This window comes from uncultured Phyllobacterium sp. (assembly GCF_902479695.1).
In the GTDB taxonomy this organism is placed as follows: Bacteria; Pseudomonadota; Alphaproteobacteria; order Rhizobiales; family Rhizobiaceae; genus Phyllobacterium; species Phyllobacterium calauticae.
Genome location: NZ_CABSQF010000012.1, coordinates 67563 through 92106, shown reverse-complemented (window position 1 = coordinate 92106; position 24544 = coordinate 67563). Strand labels below are relative to the sequence as shown.

At 59.7% G+C, this 24544-nt stretch carries 17 protein-coding genes and 1 pseudogene; 4 read left to right on the top strand and 14 right to left on the bottom strand.

All coding sequences use genetic code 11. The annotated features are described in order from the left end of the window. Positions 1 to 2082 carry a hypothetical protein gene (locus tag RDL77_RS09840; RefSeq protein WP_288192678.1) on the top strand — a complete coding sequence of 694 codons (2082 nt, stop codon included), beginning with the start codon at positions 1 to 3 and terminating at the stop codon, positions 2080 to 2082. A gap of 8 nt (positions 2083 to 2090) precedes the next feature. Here the strand turns inward: RDL77_RS09840 and RDL77_RS09835 are convergent, their stop codons facing one another. Beyond that, positions 2091 to 2603 (bottom strand): GNAT family N-acetyltransferase, encoded by a 513-nt coding sequence (locus tag RDL77_RS09835; RefSeq protein ID WP_223612559.1) that lies wholly within the window; start codon positions 2601 to 2603, stop codon positions 2091 to 2093. A gap of 574 nt (positions 2604 to 3177) precedes the next feature. Between RDL77_RS09835 and RDL77_RS09830 the strand changes: the two genes are divergently transcribed. Then, positions 3178 to 4155: a glutathione S-transferase family protein gene (locus tag RDL77_RS09830; RefSeq protein WP_223612558.1), complete on the top strand. Its 978-nt coding sequence runs from the start codon at positions 3178 to 3180 to the stop codon at positions 4153 to 4155. A 2-nt stretch (positions 4156 to 4157) separates the two neighbouring features. On the opposite strand, the gene RDL77_RS09825 is transcribed toward RDL77_RS09830, so the two are convergent. Then, a complete protein-coding gene (locus RDL77_RS09825; protein ID WP_374042699.1) occupies positions 4158 to 4628 on the bottom strand; it encodes an NUDIX domain-containing protein in 471 nt (156 codons plus the stop codon). An 85-nt stretch (positions 4629 to 4713) separates the two neighbouring features. Between RDL77_RS09825 and RDL77_RS09820 the strand changes: the two genes are divergently transcribed. Beyond that, positions 4714 to 5637: a metallophosphoesterase gene (locus RDL77_RS09820; RefSeq protein WP_288192677.1), complete on the top strand. Its 924-nt coding sequence runs from the start codon at positions 4714 to 4716 to the stop codon at positions 5635 to 5637. Positions 5638 to 5640: 3 nt separating this feature from the next. On the opposite strand, the gene RDL77_RS09815 is transcribed toward RDL77_RS09820, so the two are convergent. From RDL77_RS09815 to putA, 8 genes are all read right to left on the bottom strand, one after another. Beyond that, positions 5641 to 6273: a hypothetical protein gene (locus tag RDL77_RS09815; protein ID WP_223612556.1), complete on the bottom strand. Its 633-nt coding sequence runs from the start codon at positions 6271 to 6273 to the stop codon at positions 5641 to 5643. 76 nt (positions 6274 to 6349) lie between these two features. After that, entirely contained in the window at positions 6350 to 7114 is a 765-nt protein-coding gene (locus RDL77_RS09810) for an alpha/beta fold hydrolase (RefSeq protein ID WP_288192676.1), read from the bottom strand. Positions 7115 to 7170: 56 nt separating this feature from the next. Then, positions 7171 to 8871: a 2-isopropylmalate synthase gene (leuA, locus tag RDL77_RS09805; protein WP_288192675.1), complete on the bottom strand. Its 1701-nt coding sequence runs from the start codon at positions 8869 to 8871 to the stop codon at positions 7171 to 7173. 304 nt (positions 8872 to 9175) lie between these two features. After that, the gene (locus RDL77_RS09800; protein ID WP_223612553.1) at positions 9176 to 10120 is read right to left on the bottom strand and encodes an alpha/beta hydrolase; all 945 of its coding nucleotides are present in this window, start codon (positions 10118 to 10120) and stop codon (positions 9176 to 9178) included. A gap of 303 nt (positions 10121 to 10423) precedes the next feature. Next, positions 10424 to 11332 (bottom strand): cation diffusion facilitator family transporter, encoded by a 909-nt coding sequence (locus RDL77_RS09795; protein WP_223612552.1) that lies wholly within the window; start codon positions 11330 to 11332, stop codon positions 10424 to 10426. Then, complete coding sequence (locus tag RDL77_RS09790; RefSeq protein ID WP_223612551.1) at positions 11332 to 13515, bottom strand: anthranilate synthase; 2184 nt, start codon at positions 13513 to 13515, stop codon at positions 11332 to 11334. The genes RDL77_RS09795 and RDL77_RS09790 overlap by 1 nt, the downstream gene beginning before the upstream one ends. Before the next feature lie 236 nt (positions 13516 to 13751). After that, positions 13752 to 15431 carry a formate--tetrahydrofolate ligase gene (locus tag RDL77_RS09785; RefSeq protein ID WP_288192674.1) on the bottom strand — a complete coding sequence of 560 codons (1680 nt, stop codon included), beginning with the start codon at positions 15429 to 15431 and terminating at the stop codon, positions 13752 to 13754. 277 nt (positions 15432 to 15708) lie between these two features. After that, complete coding sequence (putA, locus tag RDL77_RS09780; protein ID WP_288192673.1) at positions 15709 to 18801, bottom strand: bifunctional proline dehydrogenase/L-glutamate gamma-semialdehyde dehydrogenase PutA; 3093 nt, start codon at positions 18799 to 18801, stop codon at positions 15709 to 15711. Positions 18802 to 18911: 110 nt separating this feature from the next. Between putA and RDL77_RS09775 the strand changes: the two genes are divergently transcribed. Then, positions 18912 to 19373, top strand: a complete 462-nt coding sequence (locus tag RDL77_RS09775) for an Lrp/AsnC ligand binding domain-containing protein (RefSeq protein ID WP_223612548.1) — start codon at positions 18912 to 18914, stop codon at positions 19371 to 19373. Between the two features lie 341 nt (positions 19374 to 19714). On the opposite strand, the pseudogene RDL77_RS09770 reads toward RDL77_RS09775, so the two are convergent. From RDL77_RS09770 to RDL77_RS09755, 4 genes and pseudogenes are all read right to left on the bottom strand, one after another. Beyond that, positions 19715 to 19798: pseudogene (locus RDL77_RS09770) on the bottom strand (DUF2333 domain-containing protein); the annotation flags it as partial. A 401-nt stretch (positions 19799 to 20199) separates the two neighbouring features. Continuing rightward, positions 20200 to 21324 carry a DUF2333 family protein gene (locus RDL77_RS09765; protein ID WP_288192672.1) on the bottom strand — a complete coding sequence of 375 codons (1125 nt, stop codon included), beginning with the start codon at positions 21322 to 21324 and terminating at the stop codon, positions 20200 to 20202. A gap of 12 nt (positions 21325 to 21336) precedes the next feature. After that, positions 21337 to 22623 (bottom strand): DUF6638 family protein, encoded by a 1287-nt coding sequence (locus RDL77_RS09760; RefSeq protein ID WP_288192671.1) that lies wholly within the window; start codon positions 22621 to 22623, stop codon positions 21337 to 21339. Continuing rightward, on the bottom strand, positions 22623 to 24533 hold the full coding sequence (locus RDL77_RS09755) for an AAA family ATPase (RefSeq protein WP_288192670.1): 1911 nt from the start codon (positions 24531 to 24533) through the stop codon (positions 22623 to 22625). The genes RDL77_RS09760 and RDL77_RS09755 overlap by 1 nt, the downstream gene beginning before the upstream one ends. Positions 24534 to 24544: the final 11 nt, after the last annotated feature.

The window sequence follows — 24544 nt, the reverse complement described above, 5'->3', positions numbered from 1 at the left end:
ATGTATCTCTCCCTCGACTTCCAGCCCCTGCTCTCGACCCCACTTCTGGCATTGCTGCTCCTGCCTTTGCTGGCGCTTGCACTGGCCGGCCTGTATCTGCGCCAGCGTGGCAGCGTGATCCGCCTGCTGGCCGTGGCCGCGCTCGCCATGGCCCTGTTCAATCCCGTTGTCATCAACGAGGAACGCGAGCCGCTCAAAAGCGTCGTCGCCGTGATTGCCGACCGCAGCCAGAGCCAGGATATCGGCGACCGCACCGCCGATACAACCGAGGCGCTCAAGCAGGTCCAGGCCGCGCTGGCGCGCCTGCCGCAGTTCGAGGTGCGGACCGTCGAGACCAACCGCGCCAGCGAAACCGACGATGCCACGGCCACGCGGCTGTTCCAGGCCATGAACGGTGCATTCCGCGATGTTCCGCCCTCGCGCATCGGCGGCGCCATCATGATCACCGACGGGCAGATCCACGATATCCCGAACAATGTTGCGGCGCTGGGTTTCAACGCGCCGGTCCATGGCCTGATCACCGGCAGGCCGGGCGAGATCGACCGGCGCATCCAGTTTGTCCGGGCGCCGCGCTTCGGCATCACCGGCAAACCGCAGCAGATGACGTACAAGGTCACGGCCGCCGGTGAACCCCAGGGCGGCCGGGCGCGCGTGACCGTGCGGGTGAACGGCAACGAGGTATTGTCGCAGGATGCCGTCATCGGCAAGGAAATGCCGCTTGCGGTGACACTGCCGCGCGCTGGCGTCAATATTGTCGAGCTGGCAGTCGATGCCGTTCCCAACGAGCTGACCGAAATCAACAACCGCGCCGTCGCCATGGTCGATGGCATCCGCGAGAACCTGAAAGTACTGCTGGTTTCCGGCGAGCCGCACAATGGCGAGCGCACATGGCGCAACCTGCTGAAATCCGATGCTTCGGTGGATCTCGTCCACTTCACCATTCTGCGCCCGCCGGAAAAACAGGACAGCACGCCGATCAATGAACTGTCGCTGATCGCTTTCCCGACGCGGGAATTGTTCGTCGAGAAGATCGACCAGTTCGATCTCATCATCTTCGATCGCTATCAGCACCGCGACGTGCTGCCGCTGCTCTATTACGACTACATCAACGACTATGTGCAGAAGGGCGGCGCATTGCTGATTGCCGCCGGTCCCGAATATGCGGGCAATGTCTCCATCGCTAACACGCCGCTCCTGACCATCCTGCCGGCAACGCCGACGGGCGATGTCACGGAGAAAGCTTTCTATCCGCGCCTGAGCGACGATGGCAAACGCCATCCCGTGACGCGCGGCCTTGAAGGCAGCACGCAGGAACCGCCGCAGTGGAGCCGCTGGTTCCGCGTGATCGATGTCAACAAGCCGGATGGCACGGTCGTGATGAATGCCGGCGACAAGCCGTTGCTCGTGCTCAACCGTATCGGCGAAGGCCGGGTCGGCATGTTCCTGTCCGATCAGGGCTGGCTGTGGGCGCGCGGCTTTGAAGGCGGCGGCCCGCATGCCGCGCTCTACCGCCGGATTGCCCATTGGCTGATGAAGGAACCTGAACTGGAAGAGGAAGCCCTGACCGCAACGGGCAGTGGCCGCAATCTCGAGATCCGCCGCCAGACGATGAAGAAGACCGCCCAGCAGGCCAGCATCATCACGCCATCCGGCAAGAAACAGGACATCCCGCTCACCGAGACCGAACCCGGCGTGTTCACCGCCGCGGTACCGACAACGGAAATCGGCCTGTTTCAGGTTGCCACTGGCGATCTGACGACGCTGGCCCATGTCGGGCCGGTCGATGCGCCGGAGTTTGCCGATTACATATCGACGACAGCCAAGCTCGACGGCTTCGCCCGCGAAACCGGCGGCGGTGCCCGCCGCCTGCGGGCAACCGCAGACCAGACATCGATTGAAGTGCCCAGCATCGTCGCCTCGCGCAGCTTTGCCAGTGCGAGCGGCGACAACTGGATCGGTTTGCGGCCAACCAGTGAAACGGTGTTGAAAAGCGTCAACCGCCTGCCGCTGTTCTCCGGCTTCCTCGGCCTTGCCGCAATGATCCTTGTCCTTGGCAGCATGTGGTACCGCGAAGGCCGGTGAATACCGGCCTACTGACCGTCAATCCCCGCATGCCGCACCCGGCCCTGCACGTCTTTCAGGGCGCGGGGCGTGAGTTCGCAGGCAAGGAACCGCGATGGCTCGACCGGCGCGGGCATCTCGATCTGATGCCCGACAATGGGGCGGAAACCGAATGGCGCATAATAGGGCTCGTCGCCCACCAGGATGACAAGCTTGTGTCCGGCAAGCCGTGCGGCTTCCATGGACATGCGCATGAGCGCCGCACCGATGCCCTGCTTCTTCCAGGCCGGCCGGACCGCCAGCGGACCGAGCAGCATCGCCGGTGTCTTGCCGATCAGGATGGGCGTCAACCGCACCGACCCCACGACATGCTCGCCGTTCAGCGCGACAAAGGACAGGGTGCGGTCATGCGGACCGCCTTCGCGGATGCGATAGGCGGCACGGGTGAAACGGCCAGGGCCGAATGCTTCCTTGTTGATGTCTTCGATGGCAGCGTCATGCACCGGTTCTTCCGGCGCGTAGGTCACGACATGGGTCAGCATGCTGGGTATCTTCATAAAGGAGTAGACAATGGCCTTTGGCCAACACAGGAAAGTCCGCCGCGCTGTTCAAGCGCCGGTTCGGGTTTCATCGTCGGATGAAGAGGAATCCTGTCACAAAATGTCTCCTTTTTTTCCGCGTAGCATCTCAGCCGCCCGCCGTAAACCGATTTTCGTGCGCCCATGGCAAAAAGTGACACTCTGTTCACCTGGACCGGGGTGGTTTGGACGGCATTTGTGTCTAGGGTCAGGACCCATTAATCTGGTCGAAATGGTACGCGGCCATTTGTTTGGATACAAGGAGCGAAGGCGATGGGAATGTTTATCCATTCTCAAGTCCTTTGCGACGATGTAGCCGGGCAAATGGACCGTATCCTACGGACGCCGAAACGGCTGCAAGCTGCAGTGTCGAGCTGCTCGGCCGGGGGAAGACCCCGCCCTCCGCATCTCTCCTCGCATCTTCTTGCCGTTTCAGGCGCCATTTCGATCATATTAATGGGTCCTGACCCTAGGTATAGGCAATCGGCAATAAACGCAGTTACCGTTGCACGCAGGTTTGCGAGCCAAGGAGTATGAAATGGGTCTTCTGATTGACGGCAAGTGGCACGACCAGTGGTACGACACCAAGGACAGCGGCGGGCGCTTCATCCGTTCGGAGTCGCAGTTCCGCAACTGGGTGACGGCGGACGGCTCTGCCGGCCCTTCCGGCAAGGGCGGCTTCAAGGCCGAGGCCGGGCGCTATCACCTCTATGTTTCCTACGCCTGCCCCTGGGCGCACCGCACGCTGATCTTTCGCGCGTTGAAGAAGCTCGAGGATGTCATTTCCGTTTCGGTCGTCGATCACTTCATGGGCGCCGAAGGCTGGACCTTCCATGCCGTGGATGGAGCCACACCGGATCATCTGTTCGGTTCGAAACGGCTCCACGAAATCTACACGCGCGCCGACCCTTCCTATTCCGGCCGCGTGACCGTACCTGTTCTGTGGGACAAGCAGCAGAACACCATTGTTTCGAACGAGTCCTCCGAAATCATCCGCATGCTCAACACGGCGTTCGATGCCTTTGGCGATGCCTCACAGGATTTCTACCCCGAAGCGCTGCGTGGCGAGATCGACGCCGTCAATGCGCTGGTCTATCCCAATATCAACAATGGCGTGTACCGCGCAGGCTTTGCCACCACGCAGGAAGCCTACGGGGAAGCGTTCGACCAGCTGTTTGCCACGCTCGACCAGCTGGAAGAGCGTCTCGGCAGGCAGCGCTATCTCGCGGGCAATCGGGTTACCGAGGCGGACTGGCGGCTGTTCACCACCCTGCTGCGCTTCGATCCGGTTTATGTCGGGCATTTCAAATGCAACCGGCAGCGCATTGCCGACTATCCGAACCTGTCCAACTATACCCGCGATCTCTATCAGGTGCCTGATGTGGCCGGGACCGTGAACATGCTGCACATCAAGGCGCATTATTACGGCAGCCACAAAACCATCAACCCGACGGGCATCATCCCCAAGGGGCCGCAGCTGGATTTTGCCGCGCCCCATGACCGCGACCGGTTCTGAACTCACCAGGTGAGCGATATCTCGGCGCCGTCGAGAATTTCGGCCAGCCGCCGCCGCGTCGCGGCGGTGGTGCCTTCCGGCAGGGCATCGAGTTGGAAAAATCCGGCCTCGGCGATTTCGCGGTCCGGCAGCCGCGCTGCGGTCTGCCGGAACGAACGGCAGACATAGAGCGCGACGTGGTCGCGCTTTGAGGCATGCGCATTGTGATAGATGGCAAAAAGCTGCGGCCTGGCCGTCAGTTCGATATTGCCTTCTTCCATCAACTCTTTCGCCAGCGTGTGCTCGATCGTATGGCCGGTTTCCACGCCGCCGCCGGGAAACTGCCAGCCGGGCACATAGGTATGCCTGATGAGAAAGACCGACCGCGCCGCTTCGTCGAGGATCACGCCACGCGCGCCCAACGTCATCGGGCGCCGCAGGAGAAAATAGGTGTGAAACAGGCGATGTCGCCATTTCACGCTTTTGTCAGCCATTTCACCGGTCCTAAATGGGAACCCAGTAACGATACAAAGGTTCTAACACTGGATTCCTACGCTACACTCTCTTAAAGCTGAAATAATGTTCCGTCTTGCACATATCTCCGACATTCACCTGTCGCCCCTGCCCGCGCTGAGCCTGCGCGAGCTCGTGTCAAAACGCATCACCGGCTATATCAACTGGCGGTCCAACCGCAAGGGCTCGATGACCGGCGGTACGCTCGATACCCTGGTTGCCGATCTGAAGGCGCAGGCGCCGGACCATCTGGCGGTGACGGGTGATCTCGTCAACCTGGCGCTGGATGAGGAACTGGAGACCGCCGAACGCTGGCTGAAAACCCTGGGCAATCCGCATGACGTGTCCGTTGTCCCCGGCAATCACGACGCCTATGTGCCTGGCGCTTTGAAAAAAACCCGGCGCTACTGGGCACCATGGATGCTGGGCGACCGCGAGGCAGCCGAACAGCGCCCGGTTGAGTTCCCTTACCTGCGGGTTCGCGGCGATATCGCCCTGATCGGGGTGTCATCGGCCCGCGCCACCGCACCGTTCATGGCGACCGGCGATCTGCGCGACCGGCAGGCACGCCGCCTCGGCGAAATTCTCGATGAAACCGCCAAGCGCGACCTGTTCCGGGTAATCATGATCCATCACCCGCCAGTGCGCGGCGCGGCGCCATCGCACAAGCGCCTGCTCGGCATCGGCCTGTTCCAGCGGACCGTGCGGCGGCACGGGGCGGAACTTGTCCTGCATGGCCATACGCATCTGGCGACACGCTACGCAATCGACGGCCCCGGCTGGAAGATACCCGTTGTTTGCGTGCCTTCCGCCAGCCAAAGCTTCGGCGGCCACAAGCCGGCGGCCCGTTTCAACATCTTTGCCATCGCGAAGACGGCATCCGGCTGGTCATGCCGCATGACGGAGCGCGGCATCGTGGATGCCGCCATGACCATCGAGACGATAGCCGAGCACGAACTTCACGTCGGCGCTGTTTCCGCGCCCGCCTGAGCGTCAGAAATAGGGTGAAAGCCGGTCCCAGAAAAAGGCGAGCAGTGCGCCAGCACCCGCGAAAGCACCGATCAGCAGCCAGATGACCGCGTTGACGAAATCATTGGCCATCGACCGCTGCTGCCGAAACTGGACCGCCGGTGCCGCCGCCGATTGCGGGGCGGGCTCGGCCGGGCCGGATGGCGCAGCAACAGCCGGGGAGCGCAGGCTGACCCGTTCGCCCTCCATCATACGCTGCCGTTCGACGATCCGCTCGGCAATGTAGGTGGTGACCGCGTCGGAGATCGGCTTCACCTCGGGCGACTCTGCCAGAACGCTCCGCCCAAGCCTTGTATCCCTGACAAAGCGATAGGTGCGCCTGTCCCGGCCCATCATCACATGCGCGGTGGCATCGATCCACAGGCGCGGCTGCAAGCCGGTGGAAATGGCAAAATCCCACTGCTCGTCATCGGCAGGGACTTCGTCGAAAACCGGCTGCAGATCCTGCGCCAGGATTTCGATCCGGGCGAGATCCGCTTCCTTCATGTCGATGACGACATCGCCGCGGTCCGCCGCTGCCACCTGCGCACCGCGAATGGCATCGCCGAGCCTGCGCCTGGCGTCCATCGGGCTGATCTTGTCGTGCATCTCACTCATAGGCGTTTCCGGCAAGGTGGGGTTAAGGCATCATTAACAATATGCGTCCGTCGTTGCATCACAAACTTGTCCGAATTCAGCCTGTGCGCACAGTTGTCGAAATGAGACGGATGACCTCGCCCGGAATCTCCTCGACCAGCATATGTCCAGCCCCGTCAAAACGATGTATCGAAAAACGCGGCGGCAGCCCTTCCGATTGATACACCGGCAAGACATTGTCCAGCCGCCCCCATGCAACGGTGACCGGCATGGCGAAAGCCTGCAGGAAATCTCTGGGAATGGTCCCCTGCAAACCGTCTTTCATCATTCGCGCGAGAATGGCATCGAGCCGTTCGATCTGTCCCGGGATCCGGCGCAGGTCCACGTCGCGCCGGATCATCTCTTCAGGAACAGGATTGCGCCAGCCGAACATGCCCTCCAACGCCACCTGAAGCGCGTCATATGTTCGGGCTGCCGCATAATGCCGAAGCAGCCGGCCATTGATATCGGGACCGAAGCCGCCCGGAGCCAGCAAAGTCAGCGAGGCCACTTTTTCAGCGGCAAAGGCGGCAACCAGCGCGGCGGTTGCGCCGCCCATGGAGTGGCCGACCAGATGAACCCTTGGAATATCGCGCCTGTTGAGGCCCTCAACAACCGCCTGCGCGAAATGGCGGGCGGTCACCGCATCGGGGTAATCCAGCGATGCACCATGGCCGGGCAGATCGAATGCAAGGGTCGGATGATCAGCGGAAATCGCCGTTTGGACGGCATGCCAGCCGGCGGCGGTTCCGCCAAACCCGTGCAGGAAGACGACGGGTGTTCCCTTCCCCTCACCCATCTCGATTGCGTGCAACTGGTGCATGAAACGCTCCCAACAGAAAAAGGCCGCTTCACAGCGGCCTTTTGCAGATGTCCGGCTTATTTGCCGATGATGCGGTTGGCCGCCGAGACAATGCCCTCAAGCGAGGCGGCAACAATGCTCTTGTTGATGCCGGCACCGAAAATCTTGCCGTTCGGATGCTCGATTTCCATGTAGCTGATAGCCGCCGCATCGGAACCGTGCTGGAGCGAATGTTCGGAATAATTGACGACCGAGAGCCTGAAACCGAGATAGTGCGACAGGGCATCGATGAAGCCGTCAACCGGGCCCGTCCCCCTTCCCTCGATCCGCTTTGTCTCGCCACGATCGGTGATCTCGGCCGAGAGGATGCGCATGCCCTTGTGCTCCGTATCGGGATAGGTGTGGTGATCCACAAATTTCAGGCGCGCGTCGGGCTGATCCACATAAAGCTCGAGGAATCGCTGATAGATCTGCTTGGATGGCATCTCCTTGCCTTCCTCGTCAGTGATCTGCTGGATGTCATCACGGAACTCCACCTGCATGCCGCGCGGCAGGTTCAAGCCGTAGTCAGCCTGAAGAATATAGGCGATGCCGCCCTTGCCGGACTGGGAATTGATGCGGATGATCGCCTCGTAGCTGCGGCCGACGTCCTGCGGATCGATGGGCAGGTAAGGCACTTCCCACAGGGTCTTGTTGGCCTGCTTGATCGCCTTCATGCCCTTGTTGATCGCATCCTGATGCGAACCGGAAAACGCCGTATAGACCAGCTCGCCCACATAGGGGTGTCGTTCCGGAATCACCAGCTGATTGGAATATTCGTAGACTTCCTTCATCCGGTTGATATCGGAGCAGTCGATTTCCGGATCGACGCCCTGCGTGAACATGTTCAGCGCCAAAGTCACGATGTCGACATTGCCCGTCCGCTCGCCATTGCCGAACAGGGTGCCTTCAACACGGTCGGCACCGGCCATCAGGCCGAGTTCCGTCGTGGCGATACCCGTTCCGCGATCATTGTGCGGATGCAATGAAATGATCAGGTTTTCACGGTTGTCGAGCTGGCGGCACATCCACTCGATGCGGTCCGCATAGACATTCGGCGTCGACATCTCGACCGTCGACGGCAGATTGATGATCAGCTTGTTGTCAGGGGTCGGCTTGACGATTTCCGTGACCGCATTGCAGATCTCCAGCGCCACGTCGAGTTCCGTTCCGGTAAAGCTTTCCGGCGAGTATTCGAAGCGGAAACCGCCGCCGGCCTTTGCCGCCATGTCGGTGATCATCTTGGCCGCATCGGTGGCAATGGTTTTGATGCCGCCGACATCCTTGTTGAACACAACCCGGCGCTGCAATTCGCTGGTCGAGTTGTAGAAATGGATGATCGGCTTGGTCGCGCCCTGCAGCGATTCAAAGGTACGGGTGATCAATTCGGGACGGCACTGCACCAGAACCTGCAGGGAGACATCGTCGGAAATATTGCCTTCCTCGACGCACCAGCGGGCAAAGTCGAAATCCGTCTGCGACGCCGAGGGAAAGCCGATCTCGATTTCCTTGAAACCCATGTCGAGCAACAAGGCGAACATCCGCACCTTGCGGTCGTGGCCCATCGGGTCAATCAATGCCTGGTTGCCATCGCGCAAATCGACGGAACACCAGATCGGTGCCTTTTCGATGCGTTTGGACGGCCATTGGCGGTCCTTCAGATCAACCAGCGGATAAGGTTCATATTTCTTGCGAGCATCGGGCATGCCCATGGTGCGGGGAGCGGTCATATCGGTCATTTGCTTCTCGTTTCCGGCCGTCTGCGCATCTCTGGCGCTCGTGCGGCACTTTTTCAAGCGTTGGAATGGTCTTGTAAAGGGGTAAGGAGCAAAAAGCCTGGCGGCACTTTCGACCGCCGGACGCTCCTCTCAACGAGCCCGGCGATCGCCGATAAGGTCGAGAAGAAGCGGAAGGAGATAGGCGCGGCTGGTCAAACCCGCAAAAGCGGATTTGGCAAAAGACGACAAATGTGTCTGGCGCGTTTCCATGGGCCAGACAATTAAACGACTGTCCGGCCGGATGCAAGAGGTGTTCGCAGGGAACTCAGTTCTTCTTCAACTCGGCGCTCGTTCCCGAAAGCCACTCGCTGACAACCCGCACGTCGTCATTACCGAGGCCATGATCGGATTTGATCGACTTCGCCTCGACCGTTGCCCCGTGCGCGCGCAGCAGGGTCGCAAGCGCCGGTGCGAACGGCGCATAGGTCTGGTCGGCAACGCCGGAAACCGTCAGGACCCGCGCACCCGCGAGATTGGCATCGGTATTTTCCGTCAGCACCGGCATGGAGCGCAGCAGCACCGCCTGCTTGACCATATCCGGATAGAGCATCATCACCGCGCCAACCAGATTGGCGCCGTTCGAATAGCCGAGGAATGTCGTGCGGTTGAGATCGATCTTGTACTTCTCCGTCGCCTGCTTCAGGAAACCCGCGAAGGCCTTGGCCTCGACGTGAATGTCCTTCTGGTCGAAGCTGACCGCCGTCAGACGGCGGTACCACCGGCTGGTGCCATCCTGCATGATCCGGCCGCGAACGGCGAGCAGAAGCGCATGCGGCGCGATCTTGGTGGCGAGGGAAACAAGGCTGGTTTCGTCCTGGCCCGAACCGTGCAGGAGAACCATCGCATCGCCATTGGGCTCATCCGGCCGGTAGAGCCGGTATTTGAACGCAAGATCGTCCCGCAGCGCGCTCTCGCCCTGTGGAAGAATCTCGCCCTTGACTGCCTTTTTCAACATGCCTGCACCGCCTGTTGCAACGATATTGATGGGCTGCGCCTTCTCTGGCGCGGGCACCACTGCCTGCAGCTTCTGCCCGCAGGCGGCCGTGCTAGTTTTACCGGTAACCGCAAGCGGATCAACCGGGTTCGCCGGGGCCGGTACCTTCGCTGCCGCCGGCTTCTCACAGTCGATGATGATCCGTGCGCTGGCGGGATAGGCCGCAGCGATCAATGAAAGTCCGGCGAGAAGTGCGTAGAGGGTCGGTTTACCCATAAGTTAATCCTGACAGTTGAAGGTTAACTAATTTTGTAAACAGCCGCGGTTGTCCGCCCGGCGCTGCCTGCGTTTTCGGCGCTCGATTCCCTGGAGAATGGATGCTTGCCGCCAAATCCTGTGTCCCCTGACTGACGCCCCCGGCGCTGCATCATTGATGGAGAAGTTGCCTTGCTTGATGATGGTGTCATTCAGCGGCTCTGCTATGTCAATATAATTGTAACAAAATCATGACAGCTCGAAACATTGCGTGACAAATGTTGCTGCCGTGCACCGGTTTCTCCAATGCGGCGGTATGACATGTCAGGCGAAGGGAACGGCAGCCGTGCCGATCGGCAGCTTGGCCTCTTCTTCCGGTTCGACGTGAATGACGACACTCGAATCGGGAATCTGCTGCATCAGCGCATTTTCCATCCGGTCGCAGATGACATGGGCGTCGCCGACGCTCATGCTGGCATGTACGACCAGATGAAACTCGATGAACGTCACCCGCCCGGCAATGCGCGTCTTCAGGTCATGCACCTCCAGCGCACCGCCGGCATTGGCCGAGATGATGTCGCGGATGCGCATGGTTTCCTCGGTGGGAACACCCACATCCATCAGGCCCTGCACGGACGACCCGATCACACTCCAGCCTTGCCAGAGAATGTTGAGCGCAACGATCACCGCAAGCAGCGGATCGAGGAACGTCCAGCCGGTGATCACGGCACCGACGAGACCGATGAACACACCGATGGAGGTGACCACATCGGTCATGATGTGCTTGCCGTCCGCCAGCAAAGCCGGCGATTTGTAGCGGCGGGCACGGCTGATCAGCAGCGTGGCCCACAGGGCGTTCACGAGCGAGGCACCGCCATTGATCGCCAGACCCAGCCATGGTTCCTCCATGACCTTGGGCATCTCCCAGGCGGACCAGACTTCCCGCAGGATCAAGAGCGCCGCCACGACGATCAGCACGCCCTCGAGCACCGCCGAAAAATACTCGGCCTTGTGGTGCCCGAACGGGTGATTCTGGTCGGCTGGCTTGTGGCTGACACGGATCGCCCACCAGGCGGCAAGCGCCGCCACGACATTCACGATCGATTCCAGTGCGTCGGAGTAGAGCGCAACGGAACCGGTGACGTGATAGGCGGCATATTTCAGTGCCAGCACGCCCATGCCGACGAAAATCGACCAGAATGCCAGTCGCTGGACGACGTTTTCACCTTCCATCAGGCAGCTCGCTCCTTGGCCTTGCGCGGCAGGTGCGCCACGATGTTTTCAATCATGCGCATGCCCGCATTATGCCCGAGGGTCATAATCGATTCCGGATGGAATTGCACCGCCGCAATCGGTTCGCTCTTGTGTTCGAAGGCCATGATGACCCCATCTTCGGTCTCCGCCGTTACAACGAATTCATCCGGCAAGCGCACCGGATCGGCAAAGATCGAGTGATACCGGCCAACCGTGATTTCCTTGGGCAGGCCCGAAAAAATCCTGCCCTGCTTTGTAATCCGGATACGTGACGGTTTTCCATGCATCGGAACGTGCAGCTGCCGCAGCGTGCCGCCATAGGCTTCCGCCAGCGCCTGCAAGCCGAGGCAGACACCGAAGATCGGCAGGTCGCGCTTGCGTGCGTTCTTGATCGTTGCCTTGCAGTCGAAATCCTCCGGCGTGCCCGGCCCCGGCGAAAGCACCACCAGATCAGGCTTTAATCGGTCGAAGATTTCATCGGGCACCGGCGTGCGAACGGTGGTCACGGTGGCGCCCGTCTGCCGGAAATAATTGGCGAGCGTATGGACGAACGAATCCTCGTGGTCGACGAGCAGGATCGACAGCCCCTCGCCGACCCGCGCAACGGCACGTTCTTCCACGGGGATATTGCTCTTGTGCGCCTCGCGCACCGCCGCAATCATCGCGGAAGCCTTGAGTTCGGTTTCCGCCTCTTCCTCTTCCGGAATGGAATCGAACAGCAGCGTTGCTCCCGCCCGCACCTGTGCGATACCGTCTTTGATGCGGATGGTGCGCAGGGTCAGGCCGGTGTTCATATCGCCATTGAAGTTGACCATGCCGATGGCACCGCCGTACCAGGCGCGCGGGCTGCGCTCGTTCTCTTCGATGAAGCGCATGGCCCAGAGCTTTGGCGCTCCCGTCACCGTCACGGCCCATGCATGCGACAGGAAACCGTCAAAGGCGTCCATATCCTCGCGCAGACGGCCCTCGATATGGTCCACGGTGTGGATGAGCCGGGAATACATTTCGATCTGGCGGCGGCCGATGACGCGCACGGAACCCGGCTCGCACACCCGGCTCTTGTCATTGCGGTCCACGTCCGAGCACATGGTGAGTTCGGACTCATCCTTCTTGGAATTGAGCAGCTTGATGATCTGCTCGGCATCGGCAATCGCATCCTCGCCGCGCTTGATCGTTCCCGAAATCGGGCAGGTCTCGATGCGGCGGCCAACCACGCGCACGAACATCTCCGGCGAAGCGCCGACGAGATATTCATTGTCGCCCAGATTGATGTAGAAGGAATAGGGCGACGGGTTGATGGCCTTGAGACGGCGGGAAATGACCGAAGGCTTGGTCTCGCAGCGCTCGTAGAATGTCTGGCCCGGCACCACTTCGAAGAGATCGCCGCGCTTGAAGCTTTCCTTGGCTTTCTTGACGAGTTCCGCATAGTCGCCGGGATTGTGGTCGCCGCGACCCGGAATCGTGCTCGTCGGCTTGAATGCCCTGGCTTCGGTTTCGCGCGACAGGCCTTCCGTGGAAGCACCCTCGAACGCGTATTCATACCGGTCGAGCCATGCCTTGGCGGCGTGGTGATCGACAACCAGAATTTCGTCCGGGAGGTAGAGCACGATGTCGCGCTGGTCATCCGGCCGCTTCAACTTGTACTGGATCGGATCGAACTGGAACGCGAGATCATAGCCGAACGCGCCATACAGGCCGAGATTGGCATCCTCCTCGCTGAAGAACAGGGCGACGATGCCGCGCAACACCGTGAAAACCGACGGGATGCGCGAGCGTTCTTCTTCGGTGAACGGACGGCTCGGCAGGGCGATTTCAAGGTCGAGCTTCGTTGCGCCCGCAGCGGAAATCGACACTTCGGCAAGGGCCGAAACCGCTTTGTGGATCGGGCGCAACAGGATTTCACCGCGCTTGTTCAGCGCCTCGATCGTCATATGCCGGCCGTTGGAGGTGATGACAACCGGAGGATCGATAATGGCCGTATCCCATCGCGTGTAACGGCCGGGATATTCATAATTGGACGAGAAAACTGCCCCGCGCCGTTCATCCAGCCCGTCGACATAGCTGTCGATAGCGCTCGCATAGGCAGTCGCAATGCGTGACCGGGAGATGGTAACACCGCCTGCCGTGTCGAATATTTCCACGTCGCCCTCAATTCTATGCATCATCATTTCCACTCCGTTGCATTTGGCTTTGCGGGCTTCTGGCGGTCAAACAAAAAGGCCGCCCGGAAAACCCGTTGCGGCCCTGATCCCTTTACGTGCGTGCAAAAGGCTGCGTGGCCGCGATCAGCGAGCCCACCACCAGCCATTTGACATAATAACGCGCGTGTTCATGGCGGTGATTGTTAGCGTTACGCGGCGGCGCTTGCAACAGCAAAAATCACCGGCCTGAAAATCGCTCAGAACAACCCTTCGATCAAACCTTGCGCGTTGAGATGAATGCGTTCGGCCGAAGGCGATTTCGGCAGACCCGGCATGGTCATGATCTCACCGCAGATCGCGACGACGAAACCGGCGCCAGCCGAAAGGCGCACCTCCCGCACATGCACCACATGATTGACCGGTGCCCCGCGCAGGTGCGAATCCGTCGAGAACGAATATTGCGTCTTTGCCATGCAGACGGGAAGATGGCCGTATCCGGCGGCCTCCCATTGCCGCAACTGCTCCCGCACGCTGGCATCGGCATCCGCCTCCGCACCGCGATAGATGCGCTTGACCACCGTCTCGATCTTGTCGAACAGGGAGAGCTCATCCTCATAGAGCGGCGAGAACTGGGCCGAACCGCTCTCGGCGAGAGACACCACCTTGTGCGCCAGCTCTTCGATCCCGGCCGATCCCAGCGCCCAGTGTTTGCACAGGATGGCTTGCGCGCCATGGGCCGCAACGAAGTTCTTCACGGTTTCGATCTCGGCATCGGTATCGGCGCTGAAATGATTGATCGCCACGACAACAGGCACACCGAACTGCCGCACATTTTCCATGTGGCGGCCAAGATTGGCACAGCCCGCCTTCACCGCAGCAACATTCTCAAGACCGAGATCGTCCCTGGCAACGCCGCCATGCATCTTCATGGCGCGGACCGTGGCAACGATGACGGCGGCGGCCGGTTTCAATCCCGCCTTGCGGCATTTGATGTTGAAGAATTTCTCTGCGCCGAGATCGGCACCGAAACCGGCTTCCGTCACCACGTAATCCGCAAGCTTGAGCGCGGTCGTCGTGGCAACGACGGAGTTGCAGCCGTGGGCAATATTGGCGAAGGGGCCGCCATGCACAAAGGCCGGATTGTTTTCCAGCGTCTGCACCAGATTGGGCTGCATGGCATCCTTCAGGAGGACGGCCATCGCCTTGTCGGCCTTCAGATCTCGGGCATAGACAGCGGTCTTGTCGAAACGATAGCCGATAATGATATCGCCCAGCCGCCGCTCGAGATCTTCGAGATCGGTTGCAAGGCAGAGAATGGCCATGACTTCCGACGCCACCGTGATGTCAAACCCCGACTCCCGCGGAAAGCCGTTGGCCACGCCGCCCAGCGAAGACGCGATGTCGCGCAGCGCGCGGTCGTTCATGTCCATCACCCGCCGCCAGGTCACGCGGCGCGTATCGAGGTTGAGTTCATTCCCCCAATAGACGTGATTGTCGATCAGCGCTGCCAGCAGATTGTGCGCCGCGGTGATGGCGTGAAAATCGCCAGTGAAATGCAGGTTGATGTCTTCCATCGGGATGACCTGCGCATAGCCGCCGCCGGCGGCGCCGCCTTTCACGCCAAAACAGGGTCCGAGCGACGCCTCGCGGATGCAGATAATCGCGCTCTTGCCGATGCGGTTGAGACCATCGCCGAGACCGACGGTCGTCGTCGTCTTGCCTTCGCCGGCCGGTGTCGGGCTGACCGCCGTCACGAGGATCAGCTTGCCATCCGGAGCACCACGCTTCGAGCGGATGAATTCCGCCGAGAGTTTTGCCTTGTCATGCCCGTAGGGAACGAGGTGTTCCGGTGCAATGCCAATCTTTGCACCTATCTCGAAAACCGGTTTCTTGGTTGCAGCGCGGGCGATCTCAATATCGGACTTAACGACAGCCATCGGCATGTCCTCCCCTAGTGGTCCGATTCTGACATTTGCATCCCTTTGATACAAGCCATGGAGGCAAATGTCAGAATCAAAGGACCACTAGCAAGTATGTGACTCCAGTGGAACTTTGAATTTGACATTCGCATGTTCCGCGTGATGTCAAATGGGGTGCGAATGTCAAATTCGTTCCACTCGCGTAGATACGCCAAATAGCATCGCAGAAGCGAAATGGGGATAGTGAGCAGCCCACTATCCCCAGTTGCACATCTCTTTTCGGCGGTTTTCCCGCTTATTCGCCCATCGCGATCAGGCTGGCATTGCCCCCGGCTGCGGCCGTATTGACCGAGACCACCTGTTCCAGCGCAAAACGTGTCAGGTATGACGGCCCGCCTGCCTTGGGACCTGTACCGGAAAGACCCGAACCGCCGAAGGGCTGTGTCCCGACAACCGCGCCGATCGTGTTGCGGTTGACATAGACATTGCCGACATCGAGCCGGTCGATGACCTTGGCAACTGTTGCTTCGATGCGTGTATGCAGACCAAAGGTCAGGCCGTACCCGGTCGAGGCGATCTGGTCGAGCACCTTGTCGAGATCCTTGGCCTTCCAGCGCACCACGTGCAGAACCGGCCCGAACACCTCCTTCTCCAATGCTTCCGCATGATTGAGTTCAACGATATGCGGTGCAAAGAACAGGCCTTCGTCCGGTGCAGTACCGGCATAGCGAACCTTCTGGCTCTTTCGCATCGCGGCAATGTGGGCCGCGAGCATGTCGCGCTGCGCCTGATCGATGATCGGGCCGATATCGGTGGAGGCCAGCGAGGGATCGCCAAGCGTCAACTCACGTGCCGCGCCTTCGATCATCTCAAGCATGTTGTCGGCAATATCTTCCTGCAGGTAGAGGATTCGCAACGCAGAACAGCGCTGGCCTGCCGAACGGAACGCCGACATGACGACATCGTCGGCAACCTGTTCCGACAAGGCGGTGGCATCGACGATCATCCCGTTGAGGCCGCCGGTTTCGGCGATCAGCGGAACAATCGGGCCTTTCTTCGCCGCCAGCGTACGGTTGATGGCCCAGGCCGTATCGGTCGAGCCGGTGAAGGCCACGCCGGCAATATCCACGTGGGATGTCAACGCCGCACCCACCGAGCCGTCACCGGGAACATAGAGTACGGCATCTTTCGGCACGCCCGCTTCGTGCAGAAGCCGGATGGCTTCATAGGCGATCAGCGGCGTCTGTTCCGCTGGCTTCGCCACCACGGTGTTCCCCGCAGCAAGGGCCGCCGTGACCTGACCCAGGAAAATCGCCAGCGGGAAATTCCACGGGCTGATGCAGACGAAGGCGCCACGACCGCGGTGACGCAGCTTGTTGTCTTCGCCTGTCGGGCCGGGCATGGCCTTGTCGGTTGCAAACTGACGGCGCGCCTCGGCAGCGTAGTAGCGGCAGAAATCCACTGCCTCGCGAATTTCGGCAATGCCGTCATCCAGCGTCTTGCCCGCTTCACGCGAAAGAAGGTCCATCAGCAGATCGCGATTGCTTTCAAGAAGATCAGCCGCCTTTTCCAAGGCTTTCGCACGGGTTTCAACCGGTACGCGCGACCATGAGACAAAGCCCTTTTTGGCAATGCCAACGGCTTTTGCCGCTTCATCGGCGGTCGCAAACACAACCGTACCAACAGCCGCGCCATTTACAGGGGAAATCACGTTCTGGACTTTGCCCGAAGCTTTTACACCGTCAATCAGCGGCACAGCGCTGACTGCGCGCGATGCCTTGGCGATTCCGCTCAGGAGAGCGGCCAGTTCCTTGCGGTCACCAAGCTCAACACCGGCCGAATTGGTGCGCTTGCCGTAGATTTTGGCAGGCAGAGGGATATGCGGATGGCGATAGCCCTTGCCGTCATTGAGCTTTTCCGCCGGACGCACCAGCAAGTCCGCTATCGGCACATTGCTGTCACCGACCACCGACACGAAAGACGAGTTGGCGCCGTTTTCGAGCAGGCGACGAACCAGATAGGCCAGGAGGTCGCGGTAGCCGCCAACAGGTGCATAGATGCGGCAGGCGATTTTCTCGTCCTTTTCTGTGATCTGCTTGTAGAGGCTTTCACCCATGCCATGCAGCCGCTGGAACTCAAAACCGGTCTTGTCGTCGCCGGCCATTTCCAGGATCATGGCGACCGTCAGCGCATTGTGGGTGGCAAACTGCGGGAATATGCGGGGCCGGGCGTCCAGCATGCGCTTGGCGCAGGCCATGTAGGACGCATCGGTTGCAGGCTTGCGGGTGAACACCGGGTAATCGGGCAGACCGCGCTCCTGCGTCCGCTTCACTTCCGTATCCCAATAGGCTCCCTTGACCAGACGCACCATCATCTTGCGGTTGTGGCGCGCCGCCAACCGGTCGATGTGGTCGATCACCTCAAGCGCACGCTTCTGATAGGCCTGAATGGCCAGTCCGAACCCGTCCCAGCCATCCAGCGACGGATCGGCAAAGACGCGGTCGATGACATCCAGCGACAGCTCAAGCCGGTCGGCTTCTTCGGCATCGACGGTGAAATTGAGATCGTAGGATTTGGCCTTCTGCGCCAATGCCAGGAGGTCCGGCACCAGTTCGGCCATGACCTGATCATGATGCGTGGCGAGATAACGCGGATGCAGGGCGGAGAGCTTGACGGAAATGCCCATGCGGTCCGGCAGCTTCTTGTTACCCGTGGCCCGGCCGATCGCGTCGATGGCATCGGAATAGGATTTGAAATAGCCGCGCGCGTCCTTGCGTGTGCGGGCACCCTCACCCAGCATATCGAAGGAATGGCGATAACCCTTGGCTTCGTTGGAAGCAGCGCGCTTCAGAGCATCCTTGATGGTTTCGCCGAGAACGAAATGGTGGCCGAGATAACGCATGGCCTGCTTGGTGGCGGTGCGGACCGTAGGAAGGCCGATACGCTTGACCAGCGAGGAAATCACCCCTTCCGGCGTCTCGCCCGGCTTGATCACCTTGGCGGAAAGGCCGAGCGCCCAGGCCGATGCCGATACAAACCACGTATCGCCGCTCGGCTCGTGCTCCGACCATTTGCCCTGCTTCAGCTTGTCCTCGATCAGCTTGTCCTGCGTTGCCGCATCCGGCACGCGCAGCAGGGCTTCGGCGAGAACCATCAGCGCCAGCCCTTCACGGGTGGACAAGCCATACTCGCGCAGGAAATCCTCGACACCGCCGATACCACTCGCTTCCTTGCGAATCGTGGCGATGTATTTGCTGGCACGTGCATCGATACGGCGGTTGACGTCTTCCGGCAGGGCGATGGTTTTCAGCAAGGATGCCACCAGTTGCTGATCATCGACAGCATATGGCGCAGTAAAATCGTTTGAAGACGGCAATGGTCTGGTCATCAGGCTTCCCCTTATTGATTTTTCCCATATAATCTATTCCACTTGGTTCTTCTCACCAATGAACGCTCACAAAGCAGCGCAAAAAACTAAAAATATGGGGTATTTTAGAGATGAAAAACCTGGACAGCCTTGACCGGCGCATCTTGCGCGAGCTGCAGAAGGACGGGCGGCTCTCCAACACCGAGTTATCCGAGCGTATCAACCTCTCGCAAACGGCGACCACAGAACGGGTCAAGCGCCTGACAAGAGACGGCTATATCCTTGGTTATACCGCCAGACTGTCGCCGAAAAAGCTCGACCGCGCAATGCTGGTCTTCGTGGAAATCAAGCTGGACCGCACCACCCCGGATGTTTTTGCCACCTTTGCGGCAGCGACACGGCGCAACCCCGACGTGATGGAATGCCACATGGTCGCCGGTGGTTTCGACTACCTGATCAAGGCGCGCGTCGCGGACATGGAGCACTACCGCCGCTTTCTCTCCGATGCCCTGCTGTCGCTGCCGGGCGTGCGCGAGACGCATACCTATGCCGTCATGGAGGAAGTCAAGGAAACCACCCACCTGCCGGTTTGACCGACCTGCAACCGGATACCTATCGCCATACAACTCCCCGTTCGTTGCCGAACCGGTCGCACTTCATCATCAATGGACGTGTTGAGGGCAAAAGCAACAGCACCGGGCCAGCGGTGTATCGGAGGAGATGGGCTGCTCCGGCTGCGGCATCAGCCATGCTCTCAATCTTGGAGGTGATATGATGTGGTTTAAGCCCTTCAGCATCACCCTGGAAATGAAAAAAACCCGGACTGGCTGGCAAGTCACTATCCGGGTTCTTTTCAAGTAGCCAGGAAAGAGGGTGGGCGAAAGCTCGCCCTCACTCCAAGGCCAAATATAGCATTTTACCCGATCAAGTCTACTTATTGCTGCAGAACCTGCTTGATATCGATCAGGTTGGAGCGCACGCGCAGAATATAAAAACCCATGGTTGTCAGGTGGTTGGACAACGACCATCCGCCCTCGTTGCCAAAAAAGTCAAGGAAACCACATACCTGCCGGTTTGATCGACCTGCAACTGGATACCTATTGCGACACAACTCCCCGTTCGTTGCCGAAGCGGTCGCACTTCGTCATCAATGGATGTGTTGAGGGCAAAAGCAACAGCACCGGGCCAGCGGTGTATCGGAGGAGATGGGCTGCTCCGGCTGCGGCATCAGCCATGCTCTCAAACTTGGAGGTGGAGCGATGTGGTTTAAACCCTTCAGCATCACCCTGGAAATGAAAAGGATCCGGAATCGCTGGCAAGTGATCCTCCGGATCCAATTCATGTAACCAGGAACGAGGGTGGGCGAAAGCTCGCCCTCACTCCAAGGCTAAATATAGCATTTTACCCGCCCAAGTCCACTTATTGCTGCAGCACCTGCTTGATATCGATCAGGTTGGAACGCACGCGCAGGATATAAAAACCCATGGTTGTCAGATGGTTGGGCAACAACCAACCGCCCTCGCTGCCATTGGCGATGATCCATGGCGTTATGTTGAGTGCCGAACGGAGCTGTCCGTCCATGCCATCCCATAGGGGGGCCAGGTTCTTCTGCTGCACGACCTGCTTGAAGTCGACCTTTGCCGCATTCATCAGGCCGTAATAGGCGTAGAGCTGGCCATAGGCGAACCAGAACCGGTCATCCGCACGGGTATCGAACCAGCCATAATTGTTCTTCTCCGAGCGATCCTTCAGGATGGCGGAGGTGGAGCCGATATCATTGGCAATACGGTCGATGAACTGCATGAGATTGTCGGCACGCGCATCGAATACGGCATTGCAGGCTTCAAGCTTCGAATTGAAAGTCCTGAGGTCTTTGACCGCCGAACGGTAATAGCTCGGGGTCGGGGTCTTGGGGCCAAAGGGGTTCAGGCCAAAATACCATGCATCCTCGGTGAATTGCAGATTGCCGCGGGCCTTCTGCAGATCATTGTCGATCTGCGATGTGCCGCGGATACGGCCAAGCGTGTCGACAAGCTCGACAGCCGTCCGGCGCACGGCGGAGTTGATGCCGCGCTGGAACGCCGCCTTGTTGTCAAGGAAAGGCGTATCGTCCCATGACATGCCGAAGAAGCCGAGCTTGAACAGCAGCATGGAGGAAATCCAGGCATTCTGGTTCACGTTGAAATCGGTGAGGTCAGCCGTAACTTCGACAATGGCCGAACGGGCGCAGCTCTTGGGCGCCGTTCCCATGGCTTGCGCAGCAACCGGTTCGCCAGCGGCAACGTCACGCTTGTCGAAATTATAGACGGCGACGTAATCCGGATTGAAATTCGTCCAGACCTGCGTGACCCAGAAGAAATAGCCGTAAAGCCCGACCCAGAGAATGAGCATCGCACCCACGACTGTCTTCAGGATCCAGCCGCGCTGGGTGTACCAGCGCCCTGCCCACAGGAACGGCCACAGGATGATACCGACCGCATAGCCGATGCCACGTCCGATCAGATAGAAAATCCGGCTGAAGAAGTTGATGACGGGATCGAGCATTGTGCATCCTTGCTAGGAGGTGAGACCGTAGAGCCGCCTGCGCAGCCCTTCCTTGTCCTTCAAATAGGTTGTTTTGAGTATATCGACAACGTGTTCCTGAAAGGTGGGGCTCCAGCGGCCGTAGTCGGCGTAGAAGCCCTGCTTGTTGAAGATGTACCGCGACAGGAAATCCCATGGGACAAAATCACTGATCAGCTGATTGACCAGCCAAGCATCGGGATGGCTTGGGAGCGCCCGCACCACCAGAAAACGGCGCGCCGGATCGATCTCGGAGAGGTTGATCTGCCCTGTCTGGGCAATTTCACGTTTCACGGCGTTCAGGAACGGCCATGTCCCGTCATGATTGATCAGGCTGGCATTGGCATGAATCCAGGTCTGCAGCCAGATACGATCAATGCCGCTCAGATTGCGTTCCGGTTCAAGCGTCCGGATGAGATGGCGGATGATCATCTCGCCGCGGTTTTCCAGATAGCCCGACTGCTCGATCCACGAGCCGCGCGGCAACTCGATGCGCCCCGTCGCGGCAAGAAACTGGAACACCTGATCGGCGTCCTTGATCGAGATGTAATTGACCTGCCAGGGACGCGAGCGCCGGAAGCCGGGAGCGGCGGGATCGCCGATGACCGTTGTCGTATTGTCATCGACAAAGATATAGATACCGCCGAAATGGCTGGTCCAGAAGGCGCTGTGGCGGAACACCACCTTGTCGGGCACCAGTGAATTCTCGCGGATATCGCCGGTGACCTTGGCAAGTTCGACCATCCGGTTGATGAGATCGTCGTCGCGCCAGATGTTCGGCTCGTTCTGCAGCCGGTCCACCAGCAGGCGCAGTTCCGCCGCCTGCCCCATGACGTTTTCTGCCGAAAGGACGCGGAACTCGACCTGGTTGATCGACAGCAGATCCTCGATGTCGTTGACAATGGAAACACTGTCCTCGATCTCGCCGAAGATCACATCCTTGATGGTCAGCGCGTTGATCGCCCGCGCATTGCTGCTGAAGAACTCGTACATCAGCTGCGACGTGTTGGAGAACTGCGTGTGAACCACCGGCAGCATCGCCTGATCCGGCGTCAGAATGATGAAGCGGCGGTTGACGCCATTGGGATCGAGATAGGACGGGTCCTTCAGCTCAGCGGCAATCTCCGGCGAGAAACCCGTCCGGTCAATATTGAACCGGGTGAGTTCGGTTGCCTTGAATCCAAAAGCCGTCAGTGCCCGGTTATAGCGTTCGATCAGATGCGGTTGGTCGATCGTCAGCAGACGCCCGTAGATCAGTTCGTTTTCGTAGAGAAGGTCCATCAGACGTCCCACTGCCCCCTGGCTTTCAGGGCTTCCACTTCCCGGATCGCCCGTTCGCGCAGGCGCGCATCGCGGACGATCTTTTCCACGGCGGCATCGTCCGACTTGTCGGCATAGCGGAATTCCGAATCCGCATACCGGTTGGTTTCCTGCAGCACCATCTCCATGGTGAAGGGCTTGCGCAGTTCCTTCACCATCGCCTTTTTCTCATCATAGGGCTTGTGCATGAAGGTCTCGGGCTTTTCGAACCATGCATCCGGCAGTTCGATGTCCATGGCGCGCATCTTGATCGCATCTGTCACGTTCTTGATGGCGCGGCCGGTGAAACGCGGCTCGCGTTCCTTGATCATGTGCAGATAGGTACCGATATCGGCAAGCGTTTCCGGCTCGCCGTTCTCAGAAATGAAGCGCTCATACACCGCTTTCAGCCCGTCTTCCTGCGGCTTCGACAATTGTTCATAGGCGGCATCTACGGCGCGTTCGATCTGCTGGTCTTCGAACAGCCTGTGTTCGCCGAGCGGAATCCTGTGGTTCTTGCCGGCGAGCAGCGCAAAGATATCGATGTAATCGTTGCGGGTCTGCGGCCCGTCCACCAGCCAGCGCGCTCCGGCGCGCTGGCGCAGCGCATCGTCGACATTCTCCGGATAGTTGGAGAACATGCCGAACGCGCAGTTGCCGCGCACCACGGTGGAGGCGCCCGCAAACGCTTCCATCAGCACGCCGGTGATTTCCTGCTGGCCGGCAGACGCCCGGTCATCGGAACGCCGCGCGGCAACCTGATCGATATCATCGATGGTGCCGAAGCCGATCACGCGCGGATTGAGCACGTTGTTGACGAATTGCCGGCAGTTCTGTCCGGATTTTCCCTGATAGGAGGAAATCTGATCGACACCGAAATTCTCGTAATGGAAGGCATAGCCCGCCACCTGGCAGTAATCGTTGACGAGACCGGCAATCATCTGGATCAGCGTCGTCTTGCCCGTCCCCGGTGCGCCGTCGCCGATGAATGTGAACAGGAAACCGCCAAGTTCAACAAACGGGTTGAGCTGCCGGTCGAAATCATAGGCCATCAGCATTTTGGACAGTTTTAAAGCCTGATATTTGGCAATGTGATTGCCGATGACTTCATCGGGTTTTTTGAACGTCATGACCAGCGGCGTGCGCTTCTTGCCCGGCGCCACATCGAAGCCGTCAAGCGTGAAATCGTCGCTATCAAGACGCAGATGCATGTCTTCAAAGCTGCCGAGCCCGTCAAAACGCCCCTTGCGCTGCAGCAGGCCTTCAATGGCCGCAGCAGCATAGGCTTTCGCCCGCGCCAGCATGGTCTGTTCATCAGCGGCACCGGCAATGGCCCGGTCCAAACCGCCGACGATCGATTTCAGTGCATCCTGCGCCGTATCGAAATTGAATTCCGGAACCGTCACGTCATTGGCGGCCTGGCTATCCGCTTCGATCAGTTGCGAGAGGTAGGCAGCAAGCGCAAAAGCCGAGACATAGGCGGCGGCGGACAAAAGCTTCTTGAAATGGCTGGCATCCTCCCCCTGCAGGGGCGCCGAGGCATTGCGCGCCAGAAGGTTCTCCAGATCGCTCTGGCGGCCAAAAACATCGGCAACGGCCAATGCGACTGCCGCGCCACGGCGCACCCGGAACAACAGGGTGTGCTGGGCGATGGACAGCATCTGGTCATCGGGACGCACGGACTGGATCGTCCTGGTCAGGTCCACTTCACGCGTTGAGCGCAGACCGCCGGTCGAAACCGTCGAGACGAACCGCCGCCCGGTACCGGCAAGCTCGGTCCCGGATTTCGCATCGCCTGATTCCAGCACGACAAAACGCGTCACCATGGCCTGCGCCACCGGCAGATGCTTGGTGATGTCCTTCTCGTCGATGGTGGTCAAACCGACATCCATGATCGTGCTCC

What these genes read in the sequence shown, in the direction of transcription:
- RDL77_RS09840 (WP_288192678.1), top strand. Translation starts at nt 1, where the DNA reads ATGTATCTCTCCCTCGACTTCCAGCCCCTGCTCTCGACCCCACTTCTG.
- RDL77_RS09835 (WP_223612559.1), bottom strand. Translation starts at nt 2,603, where the DNA reads ATGCTGACCCATGTCGTGACCTACGCGCCGGAAGAACCGGTGCATGAC.
- RDL77_RS09830 (WP_223612558.1), top strand. Translation starts at nt 3,178, where the DNA reads ATGGGTCTTCTGATTGACGGCAAGTGGCACGACCAGTGGTACGACACC.
- RDL77_RS09825 (WP_374042699.1), bottom strand. Translation starts at nt 4,628, where the DNA reads ATGGCTGACAAAAGCGTGAAATGGCGACATCGCCTGTTTCACACCTAT.
- RDL77_RS09820 (WP_288192677.1), top strand. Translation starts at nt 4,714, where the DNA reads ATGTTCCGTCTTGCACATATCTCCGACATTCACCTGTCGCCCCTGCCC.
- RDL77_RS09815 (WP_223612556.1), bottom strand. Translation starts at nt 6,273, where the DNA reads ATGAGTGAGATGCACGACAAGATCAGCCCGATGGACGCCAGGCGCAGG.
- RDL77_RS09810 (WP_288192676.1), bottom strand. Translation starts at nt 7,114, where the DNA reads ATGCACCAGTTGCACGCAATCGAGATGGGTGAGGGGAAGGGAACACCC.
- leuA (WP_288192675.1), bottom strand. Translation starts at nt 8,871, where the DNA reads ATGACCGATATGACCGCTCCCCGCACCATGGGCATGCCCGATGCTCGC.
- RDL77_RS09800 (WP_223612553.1), bottom strand. Translation starts at nt 10,120, where the DNA reads ATGGGTAAACCGACCCTCTACGCACTTCTCGCCGGACTTTCATTGATC.
- RDL77_RS09795 (WP_223612552.1), bottom strand. Translation starts at nt 11,332, where the DNA reads ATGGAAGGTGAAAACGTCGTCCAGCGACTGGCATTCTGGTCGATTTTC.
- RDL77_RS09790 (WP_223612551.1), bottom strand. Translation starts at nt 13,515, where the DNA reads ATGCATAGAATTGAGGGCGACGTGGAAATATTCGACACGGCAGGCGGT.
- RDL77_RS09785 (WP_288192674.1), bottom strand. Translation starts at nt 15,431, where the DNA reads ATGGCTGTCGTTAAGTCCGATATTGAGATCGCCCGCGCTGCAACCAAG.
- putA (WP_288192673.1), bottom strand. Translation starts at nt 18,801, where the DNA reads ATGACCAGACCATTGCCGTCTTCAAACGATTTTACTGCGCCATATGCT.
- RDL77_RS09775 (WP_223612548.1), top strand. Translation starts at nt 18,912, where the DNA reads ATGAAAAACCTGGACAGCCTTGACCGGCGCATCTTGCGCGAGCTGCAG.
- RDL77_RS09765 (WP_288192672.1), bottom strand. Translation starts at nt 21,324, where the DNA reads ATGCTCGATCCCGTCATCAACTTCTTCAGCCGGATTTTCTATCTGATC.
- RDL77_RS09760 (WP_288192671.1), bottom strand. Translation starts at nt 22,623, where the DNA reads ATGGACCTTCTCTACGAAAACGAACTGATCTACGGGCGTCTGCTGACG.
- RDL77_RS09755 (WP_288192670.1), bottom strand. Translation starts at nt 24,533, where the DNA reads ATGGATGTCGGTTTGACCACCATCGACGAGAAGGACATCACCAAGCAT.